General features: G+C 68.9%; 12 protein-coding genes. 7 read left to right on the forward strand and 5 right to left on the reverse strand.

Annotation, left to right across the window (positions count from 1 at the left end; all coding sequences use genetic code 11):
* Window positions 1-1,284: an RNA polymerase sigma factor gene (locus CIK77_RS10845; RefSeq protein WP_087056739.1), complete on the forward strand. Its 1,284-nt coding sequence runs from the start codon at window positions 1-3 to the stop codon at window positions 1,282-1,284.
* 66 nt (window positions 1,285-1,350) lie between these two features.
* Here CIK77_RS10845 and CIK77_RS10850 read toward each other — a convergent pair whose 3' ends face one another.
* On the reverse strand, window positions 1,351-2,295 hold the full coding sequence (locus CIK77_RS10850; protein WP_087056738.1) for a Bax inhibitor-1/YccA family protein: 945 nt from the start codon (window positions 2,293-2,295) through the stop codon (window positions 1,351-1,353).
* A 138-nt stretch (window positions 2,296-2,433) separates the two neighbouring features.
* On the opposite strand from CIK77_RS10850, the gene CIK77_RS10855 reads away from it, so the two are divergent.
* Window positions 2,434-3,438: a glycerophosphodiester phosphodiesterase family protein gene (locus CIK77_RS10855; protein ID WP_087056737.1), complete on the forward strand. Its 1,005-nt coding sequence runs from the start codon at window positions 2,434-2,436 to the stop codon at window positions 3,436-3,438.
* Window positions 3,439-3,530: 92 nt separating this feature from the next.
* Here CIK77_RS10855 and CIK77_RS10860 read toward each other — a convergent pair whose 3' ends face one another.
* Window positions 3,531-4,193, reverse strand: a complete 663-nt coding sequence (locus tag CIK77_RS10860; RefSeq protein ID WP_114347252.1) for a GntR family transcriptional regulator — start codon at window positions 4,191-4,193, stop codon at window positions 3,531-3,533.
* Window positions 4,194-4,458: 265 nt separating this feature from the next.
* Between CIK77_RS10860 and CIK77_RS10865 the strand changes: the two genes are divergently transcribed.
* Both CIK77_RS10865 and CIK77_RS10870 read left to right on the forward strand, forming a co-directional pair.
* Complete coding sequence (locus CIK77_RS10865; protein WP_087056736.1) at window positions 4,459-6,867, forward strand: ATP-dependent helicase; 2,409 nt, start codon at window positions 4,459-4,461, stop codon at window positions 6,865-6,867.
* 66 nt (window positions 6,868-6,933) lie between these two features.
* Complete coding sequence (locus tag CIK77_RS10870; protein WP_170934279.1) at window positions 6,934-8,067, forward strand: SseB family protein; 1,134 nt, start codon at window positions 6,934-6,936, stop codon at window positions 8,065-8,067.
* Between the two features lie 107 nt (window positions 8,068-8,174).
* On the opposite strand, the gene CIK77_RS10875 is transcribed toward CIK77_RS10870, so the two are convergent.
* Window positions 8,175-9,377, reverse strand: a complete 1,203-nt coding sequence (locus tag CIK77_RS10875) for a helix-turn-helix transcriptional regulator (RefSeq protein WP_249268756.1) — start codon at window positions 9,375-9,377, stop codon at window positions 8,175-8,177.
* A 182-nt stretch (window positions 9,378-9,559) separates the two neighbouring features.
* Between CIK77_RS10875 and fdhA the strand changes: the two genes are divergently transcribed.
* The 3 genes from fdhA to ligD all read left to right on the forward strand — a co-directional run bounded on the left by fdhA (window position 9,560) and on the right by ligD (window position 12,388).
* Complete coding sequence (fdhA, locus tag CIK77_RS10880; protein WP_087056744.1) at window positions 9,560-10,780, forward strand: formaldehyde dehydrogenase, glutathione-independent; 1,221 nt, start codon at window positions 9,560-9,562, stop codon at window positions 10,778-10,780.
* A gap of 26 nt (window positions 10,781-10,806) precedes the next feature.
* Window positions 10,807-11,211, forward strand: coding sequence for a GlcG/HbpS family heme-binding protein (locus CIK77_RS10885; RefSeq protein ID WP_087056733.1), 405 nt, complete (start codon window positions 10,807-10,809; stop codon window positions 11,209-11,211).
* A 172-nt stretch (window positions 11,212-11,383) separates the two neighbouring features.
* Window positions 11,384-12,388, forward strand: a complete 1,005-nt coding sequence (gene ligD, locus CIK77_RS10890; protein WP_087054016.1) for a non-homologous end-joining DNA ligase — start codon at window positions 11,384-11,386, stop codon at window positions 12,386-12,388.
* A gap of 22 nt (window positions 12,389-12,410) precedes the next feature.
* Here the strand turns inward: ligD and CIK77_RS10895 are convergent, their stop codons facing one another.
* Window positions 12,411-13,469 carry an ATP-dependent DNA ligase gene (locus tag CIK77_RS10895; protein ID WP_087054015.1) on the reverse strand — a complete coding sequence of 353 codons (1,059 nt, stop codon included), beginning with the start codon at window positions 13,467-13,469 and terminating at the stop codon, window positions 12,411-12,413.
* Window positions 13,470-13,581: 112 nt separating this feature from the next.
* Entirely contained in the window at window positions 13,582-15,087 is a 1,506-nt protein-coding gene (locus CIK77_RS10900; RefSeq protein ID WP_087054014.1) for a phytoene desaturase family protein, read from the reverse strand.
* Between the last annotated feature and the right edge of the window lie 19 nt (window positions 15,088-15,106).

The following is a 15,106-nucleotide window of genomic DNA, read 5'->3' on the forward strand; positions in this document are numbered from 1 at the left end:
ATGACCACGAGGAAGACGGTGCGCTCCGCCCCGGTCGAGGTGACCGAGCGCACCGTCGCCGCCGTCTGGCGGATGGAATCGGCGCGGATCGTCGCGACCCTCACCCGGACGGTCGGCGACTTCGGCCTTGCGGAGGACCTCGCCCAGGACGCACTGGTGGACGCACTGAAGCAGTGGCCGATCGATGGCGTGCCGCGCAACCCCGCGGCATGGCTGACGACGACGGCCAAGCGCAGGGCGATCGACGGCTGGCGTCGGCGGGAGCGCTTCGACGAGCGACTCGCCGTGCTCGCCCACGACCTGGAACGCGAGCAGGCCGAGGCGCTGGACGCCGACCCGTGGGACCCCGACGTCATCGACGACGACGTGCTGCGCCTCATATTCGTCTCGTGCCATCCGGTGCTCTCGCGTGAGGCCAGGGTGGCGCTGACGCTTCGAGTGGTGGCCGGCCTGACGACGGAGCAGATCGCTCGGGCGTTCCTCGTGCCTGTGGCAACTGTTCAGCAGCGCATCGTGCGGGCGAAGAAGACGCTGTCCGCAGCGAAGGTGCCGTTCGAAGTGCCTCCGAGTCAGGAACAGCCAGAGCGGCTGGGAGCCGTGCTCGGAGTGCTGTATCTGATCTTCAACGAGGGGCACACGAGCAGCAACGGGCCCGACTGGATGCGTCCTGAGCTCGGCACCGAGGCGATCCGGCTCAGTCGCTCCCTCGCCTCGCTGGTGCCGAAGGAACCGGATGTGCACAGCCTGCTGGCGCTGATGGAGCTCACAGCCGCGCGCTTCCCGGCCAGGACGGACGCGAACGGCGATCCGGTGCTGCTGGCCGATCAGGATCGGAGGCGCTGGGACCGGGGCCGCATCGCGAGGGGCCGTGCAGCGCTCGCCATGGCCGACGCGCTCGGCAGCGGTCGCACCGCATACGGGCTGCAGGCCGCGATCGCGGAGTGCCACGCGGTCGCGGAGACCTTCGACGACACCGACTGGGATCGGATCGTGGTGCTCTATGAGGCACTGGGCAGGGTCGCACCGTCACCCGTGGTGGAACTGAACAGAGCGGCAGCCGTGGCGATGGCGACCGGTCCGGCGACCGCGCTGCGCATTCTCGACCAACCCTCGCTGGGCGAGGCGCTGCGCGGCTACCACCTGTTCCCCGCGACCCGGGGCGAGCTGCTGCTCCGGCTCGGCCGGGAGGAGGAGGCGCGTTCGGAGTTCGCGACCGCGGCGAATCTGGCGGGCAACGACCGCGAGCGGGCACTGCTGCAGGCGAAGGCGGCCGGCCGCGGCTGAGCGCTGCGGCAGAGATGACGAAGGCCGCTCCCGGAGCGGGAGCGGCCTTCGTTCGGTCAGCGAGAGTCAGTCGCTGGACGAGAAGATCGCGGCGATGCGCAGGATCTCGACGTAGAGCCAGACGACGGTGACCATGATGCCGAAGGCACCCTGCCAGCCGTACTTGCGCGGGGCGCCGTTGCGGACTCCCTGCTGGATCTGGTCGAAGTCGAGCACCAGCGAGTAGGCCGCCATGATCACCACGAACACGCCGATGATCACGCCGAGCGGGATGCCGAAGACCTCCATCGAGCGCAGCCCGAACGCGTTGTCATTCACGCCCGTCCACATCAGGACGACGTTCAGCAGCGAGAACGCGAGGTACCCGAACATCGCGATCATGAAGACCTTCGTGGCCTTCTTCGTGGCGCGCACCTTGCCGCTGGCGAACAGCGCGAGGGTCACAGCGAACACGGCGACCGTGGCGAGCGTCGCCTGCATGACGACGCCGGGGAAGATGAACTCGAAGTAGGCGGAGATGCCTCCGACGAACAGCCCCTCGAACAGTGCATACGCGAAGATGAGGGGTGCGGACGGGCTCTTCTTGAAGATGTTCACCATCGCGAGCACGAAGCCGCCGAGCGCACCGATGATCCACGGAACCATCGAGATGTCGTCGGGGGCGACTGCAGCGGTGCTGAGGGCGCCGCCGAGCGTCCACATCCAGCCGATCACGGCGGTGACGAGCATCGCGGCGAACAGCATCACGGTCTTGATGACGCTGTCCTCGACCGTCATGCGGCCCGTGTCGACGGCGTCGGCCGGGGGCGCGGCATAGGCGCCCTCGATGCCGGCCTGCTGTGCGGGCGTCATGCCGGGCTGGGCATATCCGGGATAGGCCTGCTGGCCCTGGGCCTGCTGCGGGAACTGGCCCGACTGCTGCCCGTAGCCGGCCTGCGCCGGCGGCTGCAGGGACGTGCCGTATGCGCCCTGCGGCTGGAAGACAGGATTGTTGAAACCGGGTCTGGCCATGGTTGTGGTCACACTCCAAGGGTCGATGACGGCGGCATCACGCCGACGTGTATCCAGGATAACCGGATTTCGCTATGCGTGGCCTGTCATTGCGGGGATCGTGCGCCCGTTCGCGAGCAGAGAACTACTCTGGTGTGCATGCCAGCAACGCGCCCGCTCCTCGTCGCCCATCGTGGTGCCTCTGGCTACCGTCCGGAGCATTCTCGCTCGGCCTACGAGCTCGCCATCGACATGGGGTGCGACGCTGTGGAACCGGATGTCGTCGCCACCAGAGACGGCGTGCTCGTCGTGCGGCATGAGAACGAGATCTCCGGCACGACCGACGTGGCAAGCCATCCGGAGTTCGCCGACCGCCGTACGACGAAGTCGTTCCTCGGTCACACGATGACGGGCTGGTTCACCGAGGACTTCACCTGGGCGGAGCTGCAGACCCTGCGACTGCGCGAACGGATTCCGACGCTGCGGCCGGAGAGCGCGCAGCACGACGGGTACGAGCCCATGCTCCGGCTGAGCGACGTGCTCGAGATCGCCGCAGACGGGGCACGCCGCACCGGCCGCGAGATCGGCGTCGTCGTCGAGATCAAGCACGACGCGTACTTCCGCTCGATCGGCTCCGACCTGGGCGCGCTGGTCGCGACCGAACTGAGCGCATCCGGATGGCCGGGGCCGGGGCGTCCGGTCACGATCGAGTCCTTCGAACCGTCGGTCCTCGAGCGGATGCGCGCACGGGAGACCGAGGCGCAGTACGTCTTCCTGCTCGAGGCGACGGGCTCACCGGTCGACATGATGATCGAACGCGGCGCGGACGCGCCCACCTACGCCGAGATCGTCGAGCCGGCCGGGCTCGATCGCTGGGTGGCCGGGTTCGACGGCATCAGCGTCGCCAAGTCGATGATCCTCGGTCCGGATGCCACGGCTCGCGCGGGAGCTGCGCTGGTCGAGGCCGCCCACGCGCGCGGCCTCGTCGTCTACACCTGGACATGCCGACCGGAGAACGCCTTCCTGGCCAAGCGCTTCCGCGCGGGAGGCGGCAAGGCGGCGTTCGGCGACTACGAGGCGGAGTGGTCGCTCATCCGCGACGCGGGAGTCGACGGCGTCTTCGTCGACCACACCGACCTCGGTGCAGAACTCTTCCTGAGGTGACGGCCGGGCACCCGCGAACGCCTACGTACTTCGCGAGTGCCTACGACATTGCGTAGGCACTCGCGGGAATCGTAGGCACTCGCGCGGCTGAGTCAGCCTTCGGTGATCTTGAACTGCACGCGGACGAGACGCTCGGCCTCGTCGACGTCCTCGGCCTCGATCGCCGCAGCGAGCTTCTCGAAGTCGCGCCGGATCGCATCGAGCGGCTGCGTCAGCCGACGGCGGCCGCGGTAAGCGCGTTCGAGCGCGAACCAGGCCTCGCTGTGCGTGCGCGAGAACATCATGTTTCCGCTGGAGACCGCCAGGTGCGACCAGAGGGCGTTGAGCGCCTGGAACAGCGGCTGCAGGGTCTCTGGATCATCCGGGTTCGGCCCGTCGCACGAGGCGACGACGGCTCGTGCGAGCATTGCGGCACGCTCCCGCTGAGCCTCGGTCATCCGCGGCGTCGCCATCCGCGTGGCAGCGGCGGCCTGGTAGCCGAGGAACTCGATCGCGTCCTCGATGTCCTGCTCGGAGACTTCGGTGATCCGGGTGAATCTGCTGGCGGACATCTCGACGAGGCCGATGCGCTCGAGTCGCTGCAGTGCCTCTCGGACCGGCATGCGCGAGACGCCGAGGTCGGCAGCGATCTCCTGATCCCGGATGCGGGAGCCAGGCTCCAGAGCGCCATCGATGATGGCCTCTCCGATGCGCTCGTACACGGCATCGGCGAGGCGCTGGTTGTCCTGCTCTAGTGGTCCGGTCTTGTTCGACATACTGGTTCCCCTGCGCGGGCCTTCGCCCGCGACGTTGTTCGTTCTTCCCTCGTGGTGTCGTTGCGTCACATCATGCGACGACCCCGCGAGGAGATGTACTCCACGGGCTGAACATATCTCGATTTGATTACGGAAAAGCTGTGAACACTGTTCAACGGCGATTCTCCCCGGGCACGCTCTGGGTAGTTGTGATAGTGGCACCCTTGCTGCACAGGCGCAATGGCTCGATCGTGATGTCGGTGGCCGCGTTTAGACTTGGGGAGCCATGTCAGACGCTTCCTCGCCGCTCATCCTGCCCGCCGACTCCGACCGTGCGCTGGCAGGGAGCGACCCTCTGCTCGACGGGCTCAATCCGCCGCAGCGCGACGCGGTGGAGTACCGCGGCCCCGCACTGCTGATCGTCGCGGGGGCCGGCTCGGGGAAGACCCGTGTGCTCACGCACCGCATCGCCTCGCTGCTTCGTGCGCGGGAGGCCTGGCCCAGCCAGATCCTCGCGATCACGTTCACGAACAAGGCCGCGCAGGAGATGCGCGAGCGTGTGGAACAGCTCGTCGGCGACAGTGCTCGCGGCATGTGGATCTCCACGTTCCACTCGGCGTGCGTGCGGATCCTGCGGCGCGAGGCCGAGCAGTTCGGGTTCACGAAGTCGTTCACCATCTACGACTCCGGCGACTCGCGCGCGCTGATCAAGCGCATCGTGAAGGATCACGAGGCCGACGCACTGGGCCTGACTCCGGCCGGCGTACAGTCGAAGATCTCGAAGCTGAAGAACGAACTGCACGATGCGGAGTCGTACGCCCGCACCGTGAGTCGCGAAGACCCGGCCGAGCGGGTGTTCGTCGAGATGTTCGGCGACTACCAGCGTCGGCTGCGGAAGGCGAACGCGTTCGACTTCGACGATCTGATCGGGCAGACGGTGTTCCTGTTCCGTGCGTTCCCGCATGTGGCCGATGTGTACCGCAGGCGGTTCAGGCACATTCTGGTCGACGAGTACCAGGACACCAACCACGCACAGTACTCGCTGATCCACGAGCTCACCCGTCCGGTGCAGAGCGAGGTCGACGCGGGCGGCGCGGTCGCGCTGATTCCGGAGCGCGACGGTGCGGCGCTGACCGTCGTCGGCGACTCCGACCAGTCGATCTACGCGTTCCGGGGCGCGGACATCCGGAACATCAGCGAGTTCGAGCGCGACTTCCCCGGCGCCAAGGTCGTACTGCTCGAACAGAACTACCGATCGAGCCAGAATATCCTCGACGCCGCCAACGCAGTGATCTCGAACAACTTCGACCGCAAGGACAAGAAGCTGTGGACAGCGGAGGGCTCAGGTGATGCCGTCGTCGGCTTCACCGGGTACTCGCAGCATGACGAAGCGCAGTTCGTGGCGGATGAGATCGAAGCACTGCACGTGAAGGGGCGCCGCTACAGCGAGATGGCGGTGTTCTACCGCACCAACTCGCAGTCGCGCGCGCTCGAGGAGATCTTCATCCGCTCCGCTGTGCCGTACAAGATCATGGGCGGCACCAAGTTCTACGACCGTGCCGAGATCAAGGACGCACTGGCCTACGTCGTCGCGGTGGCCAACCCCGCAGACGAGATGGCGGTCAGGCGCATCCTGAACAAGCCCAAGCGCGGCATCGGCGCGGTGACCGAGACGCAGATCGCTCAGTTCGCCGCCGACAACGACATCTCCTTCCGCGAGGCGCTCGCGCACGCCGAGCAGCTCGGCGTCGGTCCGAAGCTGCGCAGGGCGATCGCGCACCTCGACGATGTGCTGAACGCGGCGCGCGAGGTCATGCTGCCGTCGTCGGGGGAGACGCCGCCGCCGAGCTCCGTGACGGAGGGGGTGCAGCTGCTGCTGAACAACAGCGGCTACCTCGATGCCCTGCGCGCGTCGCGCGACCCGCAGGACGAAGCACGGGTCGAGAACCTCGACGAGTTCGTCGCCGTCACGCGCGAGTTCGCGCGCAACAATCCGGAGGGCACGCTCATCGACTTCCTCACGGAGGTCGCCCTCGTCGCAGACACCGACGACCTCGACGACGAGTCGGGAGCCGTGTCGCTGATGACGCTGCACACTGCGAAGGGCCTCGAGTTCGACACGGTGTTCCTCACCGGCGTCGAAGAGGATCTCATCCCGCACCGCATCTCCGCGGGCGAACCAGGGGGCCCGCAGGAGGAGAGACGCCTGTTCTACGTCGGCATCACCCGTGCGCGCAGGTCTCTGTACCTCTCCCTTGCGATGACGCGCGCACAGTTCGGCGAGGTGACGGTCGCGATGCCCAGCCGATTCCTGCAGGAGATCCCCGCCGGTCTGATCGACTGGCGCCAGTCGCCTGGCGATGTCAACTCCCGCGGCGGAACGCAGTCTCGGGCGCTGAACGCGCGGCGGCCGGCTGGCGGCGACCGCTTCGGCGTCACACCGCTCGGCCCCGGCGGCGGGCTGAAGCCGAAGTCGACCTCGCTCGACAAGTTCCCCAACCGCGTCACGGGCAAGGTGCGCGACAACGGCGACATGGAACTCGCCGCGGGCGACAGGGTGCGCCACGACGACTTCGGCGAGGGCACGGTCGACACCGTCACGGGTCTGGGCGCCAAGCGTGTCGCACACGTGCGCTTCGACGAGGCCGGCGCCAAGAAACTCCTGATCAAAGTGGCACCGTTCGAGAAGATCTGACGCGCACGCGCCGTCGGCGCCGGTCGCATGAAGACCGTCCCGTGTTCACGCCGTAGGCTGGGACGCATGGGCCTGTTCTCACGGAAGAAGAAGAACGACCGCGACTCGAAGAAAGATGAAGCCGCACCGGACGAACCGGTCGCAGGCGCGCAGAGCCCGGACGCGCCGGATGCCGCCGGCGACGGAACGTCGGAAGCCGCGCCCGAGCATCCGGATGCCGCGAACGCATCGGCGGACGAGGCTCCGTCGGTGAACATCTCGATGACGTCGTTCCAGGGCCTCGGCTCGACGGGCGGAGAGGCCGCTCCCGCGCAGGAGCGCGAGCCCGCCCCGACCGAGCAGCCGGCCGCCCGTCCGCCGCTGCCCGGCGCCCCCGCCGCTCCTCCCACCCAGGTCGAGACGGTTCCCGGGCTGCGCGACAACGCGCTGGTGCGAGACGCTCTCGCCGCGCTGCCGGAGAAGCCGACCGGTGCCCAGGTGATGGGCGTCATCCGGCAGATGCTGCAGGGCCACCTCTATCTGCGCGTGCAGGGCGACGCGCGCAAGACGCTCTCGGAGGGCGGACAGGTCACGTTCGGCGTCGCCAAGGCCGGCGACAAGGACTACATGATGGTGTTCAGCTCGGGGGCCGCACTGCGCGATGCCGTCAAGGCCGACGGCGACACGCAGACCTCGGCCGTCGCACAGCCGACGCCTGCGCTCGTCCGGCACCTGCTCAGCGGCACCTTCGCCGGCATCATCGTCGACAACTACTCGAATCAGCGTCGCGCCGTGCTGCCCCGTGAGATCGTGGAGAAGGCATTCGATCAGGCCGATTCCGAGCTGCGTCTCAAGTCGCTGCTGGCGCAGCCGCGTGATGCCGATACCCCGGGGAAGATCTCGGAGGTGCTCGCGCAGAAGCCGCCCGTGTGGGTCGCGGTCGGCGAAGTGAACAACGACGCCGAAGAGAGCGAGCAGAAGAAGTTCGGCATCGCCGAGGCGCGCCTGGCCGACGGAACGCGACTGCTGCAGGTGTTCTCGCACCCGCTCGAGGTCGTGGCGCTCGGACGGCCGGAGAAGGCCATGCCGCTCGCCGTGGACAAGATCGCCAAGATGCTGAAGGACCACCCGCAGCTGGGCGGCCTGCTGATCGACCCCGCAGGCCCCCTGATGACCCTCACCCGCGACGAGCTCGCCCCGGTCATCGCCATCGCGGAGTGACCGCAGCGCGGTGACCCGCGCCCGGCTGCCGAGATGCGCACATCTCCTCGAGTTGCGCCGTTCTCGACGCCCGGATGTCGAATGAGTGCGCAACTCGCGGGCCGACGTCAGGCGAAGCGCATCTGTGACAGATAGGTCGCGGTCGCCTCGGCACGGTTCGACACGCCCATCTTCCGGTACAGGTTGGCGATGTGGAACTTCACCGTGTTCTCGCTGATCCCGAGGTCGGCAGCGATCTCGCGGTTGTGGGCGCCGGATGCGATCTGCGCCAGCACGTCGCTCTCGCGGTCTCCGAGCGACCAGGTGGTGGGGCGCATCCCCCGCGCGTGCGGCGGGTCCAACGGAATCACGACGGAGATCTCGGTTCCCCATCCGGGCGTCATATCGACATCGATCCGGCCGCGCAGCGCGTGCACGCGATCCGTGATCAGATGCAGCCGACTCGAATCCGTCGACAGCCCGCCGTCGCCGTCGTCGCGCAGCCCGATGATCAGGTTGGTGCCGTCGCAGTCCCACTGCGCGCGCACGCGTGAGACATCCGGATCATCGATCATGACCAGGATCGCGCCCCGCACCACGGCCCGCGCGCCGTGGGCGACCTCGCTCGGCAGCGGACGTCCGTCGACGGGCGGATCGACGAACTGCACGTCGATCTCGCGGTAGCGCATCAGGGGCCTGAGATCGTCCCGCAGCCGGTCGAACGCCGTTGTCACGGGCTCCTCGGTCGCCGTGCGGGCGCGGTCGCTGGCGGTGCGCAGGTGCACCAGGCCCTCGGTGGCGATCGCCGTAGCCGCCTGGCGCGCGGCGCCGTTGTCGAGCCTGGAGGATCGGAGCGAGGCGAGAACCGTCTCGAGTGTCGTGGAGTACTCGGCGCCGAGCTCGGCGAGTGCCTCCATGCGCTCGCCTGAGGAGTATCTGGCGTGGCGGAGGTAGTCGGGAGGCGCGTGATCGGCGAGCTCCTGGATCCGGAGGCTCACGATGTTCCAGAGATCGAGCACGGTGGCCTCGCCGTGCGGATCCGGACGCGCTCCGGCGAGCACCAGCACCGCGCCGTTCCGGGAGACGGCCAGCAGGATCGGCACCGTGCGTCCGGCGACGTCGAGCTGGTCGCGACGCGCGCTGCCCGAACGGATCGCGCGCCGACGCTCATCGAGATCGAGGTAGGAGACGCCGCGGACGAAGGACTCATCGCCCGCCCCGCGCCGGTGCCCGCCATCGACGTCGGCCGTGAGGATCACGAGCGCGTCGTGCGGCGCGAACGGAGCCAACAGGTGAGACAACCGATCGGGCAGGACGGCAGGGGGCGCCATCACCGTCTCCGAGAGCTCCCGCAGGGTGTCTCTCGTGCAATCTGCTCCGCCATCGGGCATATTTCCGAGCGTACCCACACGAACGGGCGGGCGGAACGGCCCGGGCGGGTGATTCACCCGTCCGTTCGGACAGGGAAGACTCACACGCAGCGGCGACGATGCCGCGGAACGGGAGCGCGAACATGCCGGGGAACAAGGCTGTTGCCTACAAGGGGCCGGGAGAGGTCGAGGTCATCGACACCCCGTATCCCGAGTTCGAGTTGAAGGACGGGCCGGGCGTGAACCCGGCCAACGTCGGCAGGAAGGTGCCGCACGGAGCGATTCTGCGCACCGTGGCGACGAATATCTGCGGATCGGACCAGCACATGGTCCGCGGTCGCACGACGGCGCCTGCCGGTCTGGTGCTCGGCCACGAGATCACGGGCGAGGTCGTGGAGGTCGGCCCCGACGTGGAGTTCGTCTCGGTGGGCGACATCGTCTCTGTGCCGTTCAACATCGCGTGCGGACGGTGCCGCAACTGCAAGGAGGGCAAGACAGGAATCTGTCTGAATGTGAACCCGGATCGACCGGGCTCGGCATACGGGTACGTCGACATGGGCGGATGGGTCGGAGGGCAGGCCGAGTACGTTCTCGTGCCCTACGCGGACTGGAACCTGCTGCGGTTCCCCGACCGGGATCAGGCGCTGGAGAAGATCCTCGACCTGACGATGCTGAGCGACATCTTCCCTACCGGGTTCCACGGCGCGTACTCCGCGGGCGTCGGCCCCGGCTCGACCGTGTACATCGCGGGTGCCGGCCCCGTCGGCATCGCGGCGGCAGTCGGCGCGCAGCTGCTCGGCGCGGCGGCGGTGATCGTCGGTGACCTCAATGCCGATCGTCTGGCGCAGGCGCGGGGGATCGGGTGCGAGACCGTCGACGTGTCGAAGGGCGACCCGCGGGATCAGATCGAGCAGATCCTCGGCGTGCCGGAGGTGGACGCGGGCGTCGACGCCGTCGGCTTCGAAGCGCGCGGGCACGGCTCCGACGCCTCGCACGAGGCCCCGGCGACCGTGCTGAATTCGCTGATGGACATCACGGCGGCGGGCGGGGCCCTCGGCATTCCCGGGCTGTATGTGACGGGCGATCCGGGCGGCGTCGACGACGCGGCCAAGGAAGGATCGCTGTCGCTGCGGCTCGGGCTCGGCTGGGCGAAGTCGCTGTCGTTCGCGACGGGGCAGTGCCCGGTGATGAAGTACAACCGCCAACTGATGCAGGCGATTCTGCACGACAAGGTGCAGATCGCGAAGGCGGTGAACGCGACACCGATCTCGCTCGACGACGCTCCGCGCGGATACGCCGAGTTCGACGGCGGCGCGGCGAAGAAGTACGTGCTCGACCCCAATGGTTACATCAACGCCGCGTGACGCGCGGCACGGAGGAGAGGAACGACATGTCCGTGAATCTGGAGGACGCTCGACGCATCATCGCCGCGGGCGAGACCAAGGCCGACGAGATCGGTCAGCCGATGAACATCGCCGTCGTCGACGCCGGCGGCAACCTCGTCGCCCACGTTCGGCAGGACGGTGCGTGGATCGGCAGCATCGAGATCTCGATGAGCAAGGCGTGGACGTCGAAGGCATTCGACATCTCGACGAAGGATCTCGGCGACAACGCGCAGCCGACCCAGCAGTTCTTCGGCATCCACACCACCAACGCCCACGGCCGCGGCGTCGCCATCTTCGCCGGCGGCATCCCGCTCACCCGAGACGGTGCGGTGGTCGGCGCGGTCGGTGTCAGCGGCGGTACGGGAGCACAGGACCAGTCGGTTGCCGAGGCCGCGGTCGCGGCACTCTGACCCCGCACGCGGCTGCCGAGATGCGCATTTCTCGTCCGAAGATGCGTCCTGAGCGGCGCATCTCGACGAGGAGTGCGCATCTCGCGAGCCTGCGGCGCGGGCCGTGCGCAGGGGGAAGCGCGGGGGAGGGGCGGGGTACCGCTCGGCGGGCGGGCGGCATACGCTCGGGGGCATGGCTTCGGAACGAATCACGCTCGAGGCGGGCGGGCGCGAGATCTCGCTGTCGAGCCCCGGCCGGGAGGTCTGGCCGGAGGCCGGGATCACCAAGCGCGACCTCGCCGAGTACCTGATCGCGGTCGCCGAGCCCTTCCTCGCGCACAACGGTGACCGACCCGTGTCGCTGGAGCGCTTCCCCGCCTCCGTCGACGGCGACAGCTTCTTCTCGAAGAACCCGCCCAAGGGGGCACCCGACTACGTCGAGTCCGTTCCCGTGACGTACAACAGCGGCAGGCGGCACCGCCAGCTCGTGCTCACCGAGCCGGCCGCCATCGTGTGGGCCGCGCAGATGAACACCGTGGTGTTCCATCCATGGGCGTCGCTCGCCTCTGACACCGACAGACCGGTCGAACTGCGCATCGACCTGGACCCGCAGCCGGGAAACGACTTCGCCGACGTGGTATATGCCGCACACGGCATGCGCGAGGTGCTGGCCGAGGCAGGGCTGGAACTGTGGGTCAAGACCAGCGGGAACCGGGGCATCCACGCCTTCTGTCCGATAGATCCGGAATGGGAGTTCCTCGACGTCCGTCACGCCGTGATCGCCGCGGGGCGCGAACTGGAGCGCCGGATGCCCGAGCGCGTCACGACGAACTGGTGGAAGGAGGAGCGCGGCGATCGGATCTTCGTCGACTACAACCAGGCCAACCGCGACCGCACCATGGCCGGTGCCTACAGTCCGCGGCCGCTGCCGCAGGCCACGGTGTCGACGCCGGTGACCTGGGATGAGCTCGACGGCCTTGACCCGCATGCCTTCACCATCCGGACCGTGACCGAGCGGCTGCGCGACGTGGGCGACCCCTGGGCCGGCTTCGCCGAACGCCCCGGCCGCATCGAGACGCTGCTTCAGTGGTGGCAGCGCGATCTCGACGACGGGCTCGGCGAGCTGCCCTTCCCGCCAGATTTCCCGAAGATGCCGGGAGAGCCCCCGCGCGTGCAGCCCTCGCGCGCGAAGAAGTAGGTCGCGCCTCCGACGCTCGGCGTCAGGCCGGATCTCCCGCCTCGCCCGGTGCGGTCAGCACATCCGACAGCGCGTACGACACCGGCACGTCAAGCTGGTCGTAGGTGCACGAACTCGGCTCGCGATCGTCGCGCCAGCGCAGGAACTGCACGGTGTGCCGGAAGCGCTGCCCCTCCAGCTGGTCGTACTTCACCTCGAGCACGCGCTCGGGGCGGAGGCGCACGAATGAGACGTCCCTGCCGGAGGAGAACCGATTGTGATCGGTCTCGCCGCGGACCGCGTCGCCTGCGTCGTCGCGCTCCACGAGCGGTTCGAGCTCGTCGACCAGCTCGAGTCGGCGCGCGTCGCTGAACGCCGAGACCCCACCGACGTTGCGCAGCTCGCCATCGGCGTCGCAGAGGCCGACCAACAGCGAGCCGACCCCGCGGCCGCTCTTGTGCACGCGGTAGCCGAGGGCGACGACATCGGCCGTGCGTGAATGCTTGACCTTGAACAGGGCGCGCTTGCCCGGCGCATACGCATCGGCGAGCGGCTTGGCGACGACGCCGTCCAGCCCCGCACCCTCGAAGCGCGTGAACCACTCGCGAGCACGTTCCGGATCGGTGGTGGCGCGCGTGAGGTGCATCGGCGACGGCACGCCGGCAAACAGCGACTCCAGGCGTGCTCGGCGCTCGCGGAAGGGAAGGCCCATGAGATCCTCGTCGCCGTCGCGCAGCAGGTCGAAGGCGACGATCATCGCCGGCGTCTCGGCCGACAGCGTCGCCACGCGGGAGGCGGCAGGATGGATCCGTCGGCTCAGCGCCTCCCAGCTCAGTCGTCCGCCTTCGGCGACGACGATCTCCCCGTCGATGAGACAGGGGCGGGGGAGCAGCTGCGGCAGGACATCGGTGAGTTCAGGGAAGTACCGTGTCAGCGGCTTGGCGCCGCGCGATCCGAGCTCGACCGAGTCACCGTCCCACGAGGCGAGAACGCGGAAGCCGTCCCACTTCGGCTCGTACAGCAGCCCGCCCTCCGTCTTCGCCGGATCCGGGACATCCGGAACGGCCTTCGCCAGCATCGGCTGCGGGATCTCGTGCGCCATGCGCCCATCCTGCCCGCCGCGCACACGCCGGTCCACCCCCGCAACTCTTCAAGTCTCCGCCTTTTCCTCTGCGGGCAGCTGCGGAAAAGCGGGAGACTGAAGAACTGTGCGGTCAGGCGAACACGTGCGACAGGGTCGACGGCATGCCGCGGTCGCGCAGCGCGGTGCGCGCGGCGAACCAGCCGGCCATGCCGTTCACGCCGGGGCCGGGCGGGGTCGACGCCGAGGCGAGATAGACGCCGCGCATCGGCGTGCGCCACGGCGCAGGCGAGATCACCGGGCGCCGGAACGCCTGCATCAGCGTGAACGCGCCGCCGAGCACGTCGCCGCCGAGCGCCGCCGGGTTCTCCGCCTCGCGGGCGTTCGCGGGCACGGAGTGCGAGGCGATCACGCGATCGCGGAAGCCGGGAGCGAAGCGCTCGATCTGCGCGGTGATCAGCTCGGTCGGGTCGACGGGCGAGCCGTTCGGCACGTGGATGTACGCCCACAGCACCTGTTTGCCCTCCGGCGCCCTGGTCGCGTCGAGCACCGACGGCTGCACCGCCAGCACGTACGGAGCCTTGCTGATACGACCGCGCGCGACGGCGTTCTCGCTCGCCTCCGTCTCGGCGCGGGTGCCGCCCACGTGCACGGTGGGGGAGAGCGCGAGGGCCTCGTCGGCCCACGGAACGGGGCCGTCGAGCGCGAAGTCGACCTTCGCCGCTGCCGGCCCGTATGCGTAGCGATCCAGCGCGCGTGCGTACGACGACGGCACATCCGGATGTGTCAGTGCCAGTTTCGGCGACGTGTCGAGCATCAGCACGTCGCCGGATGCGGGATCCCCCCAATCGAGGGACGCCAGGTCGCGGACGTGCTCGCCTGTGACGACGCGGCCGCCGTGCGCGGTGAGGTCGGCGATGAGGGCATCGGCGATCGACTGCGCCCCGCCGCGGGGGTAGCCCCATCCGGTCTCGGCGTGGCCGTGCGCGGCGAGCATCAGCCCGGCTGCCGCGCCCGCCAGCGACGGCAGGGGAGTGTTGGCGTGGGCGAGCACGCCGGTCAGCAGCGCCTGCGCCTCCTCGGTGCGCAGGACGCTGCGGCCGAGCGGAGTGCCCGTCGGGAGCATGCGCAGGGCGAACCGGATGGTGGTGAGCAGATCGCGCGGGACGCGCACCATGTTGTTGCCTGTGAAGTCGACGACGCCGCCGATCCGCTTCGCGAGCGGGCCGAGCATCCGGCGCCATGCGGTGCCGTCGGCGCCGAGGCCCGCTGCGGTGCGCTCGATGTCGCGCCACGCGATCGCCGAACGACCCGGTGCGATCGTCTGCGCGTAGGAGATCTCGGGCACGATCCAGTCGACGGTGTCCATCAGGCCCGCGGCGCGGAAGAACGGAGAGGTCAGCGCGATCGGGTGCACGGCGGAGCAGACGTCGTGCCGGAAGCCCGGCAGCGTCATCTCCGTCGTCGCGACCCCACCGCCGGCATGATCGGCGGCCTCGAGCACTGTGACCTCGTACCCGCTGCGGGCAAGCGCCACAGCCGCAGCCAGCCCGTTCGGACCGCTCCCGACAACCGTTGCTCGCACCCGCCCATTGTCGCAGGTCCGCCGAGCCGGTCGTCCGAGCGCATAACTCTTCATTTCTGGCACATCTCCGGTG

It is taken from the genome of Microbacterium sp. JB110, from assembly GCF_003335195.1.
Taxonomy (GTDB): domain Bacteria; phylum Actinomycetota; class Actinomycetes; order Actinomycetales; family Microbacteriaceae; genus Microbacterium.

Excerpts from the sequence above, each read along its gene's own strand:
- CIK77_RS10845 (WP_087056739.1), top strand. The coding sequence starts at position 1 with ATGACCACGAGGAAGACGGTGCGCTCCGCCCCGGTCGAGGTGACCGAG.
- CIK77_RS10850 (WP_087056738.1), bottom strand. The coding sequence starts at position 2,295 with ATGGCCAGACCCGGTTTCAACAATCCTGTCTTCCAGCCGCAGGGCGCA.
- CIK77_RS10855 (WP_087056737.1), top strand. The coding sequence starts at position 2,434 with ATGCCAGCAACGCGCCCGCTCCTCGTCGCCCATCGTGGTGCCTCTGGC.
- CIK77_RS10860 (WP_114347252.1), bottom strand. The coding sequence starts at position 4,193 with ATGTCGAACAAGACCGGACCACTAGAGCAGGACAACCAGCGCCTCGCC.
- CIK77_RS10865 (WP_087056736.1), top strand. The coding sequence starts at position 4,459 with ATGTCAGACGCTTCCTCGCCGCTCATCCTGCCCGCCGACTCCGACCGT.
- CIK77_RS10870 (WP_170934279.1), top strand. The coding sequence starts at position 6,934 with ATGGGCCTGTTCTCACGGAAGAAGAAGAACGACCGCGACTCGAAGAAA.
- CIK77_RS10875 (WP_249268756.1), bottom strand. The coding sequence starts at position 9,377 with ATGGCGCCCCCTGCCGTCCTGCCCGATCGGTTGTCTCACCTGTTGGCT.
- fdhA (WP_087056744.1), top strand. The coding sequence starts at position 9,560 with ATGCCGGGGAACAAGGCTGTTGCCTACAAGGGGCCGGGAGAGGTCGAG.
- CIK77_RS10885 (WP_087056733.1), top strand. The coding sequence starts at position 10,807 with ATGTCCGTGAATCTGGAGGACGCTCGACGCATCATCGCCGCGGGCGAG.
- ligD (WP_087054016.1), top strand. The coding sequence starts at position 11,384 with ATGGCTTCGGAACGAATCACGCTCGAGGCGGGCGGGCGCGAGATCTCG.
- CIK77_RS10895 (WP_087054015.1), bottom strand. The coding sequence starts at position 13,469 with ATGGCGCACGAGATCCCGCAGCCGATGCTGGCGAAGGCCGTTCCGGAT.
- CIK77_RS10900 (WP_087054014.1), bottom strand. The coding sequence starts at position 15,087 with ATGAAGAGTTATGCGCTCGGACGACCGGCTCGGCGGACCTGCGACAAT.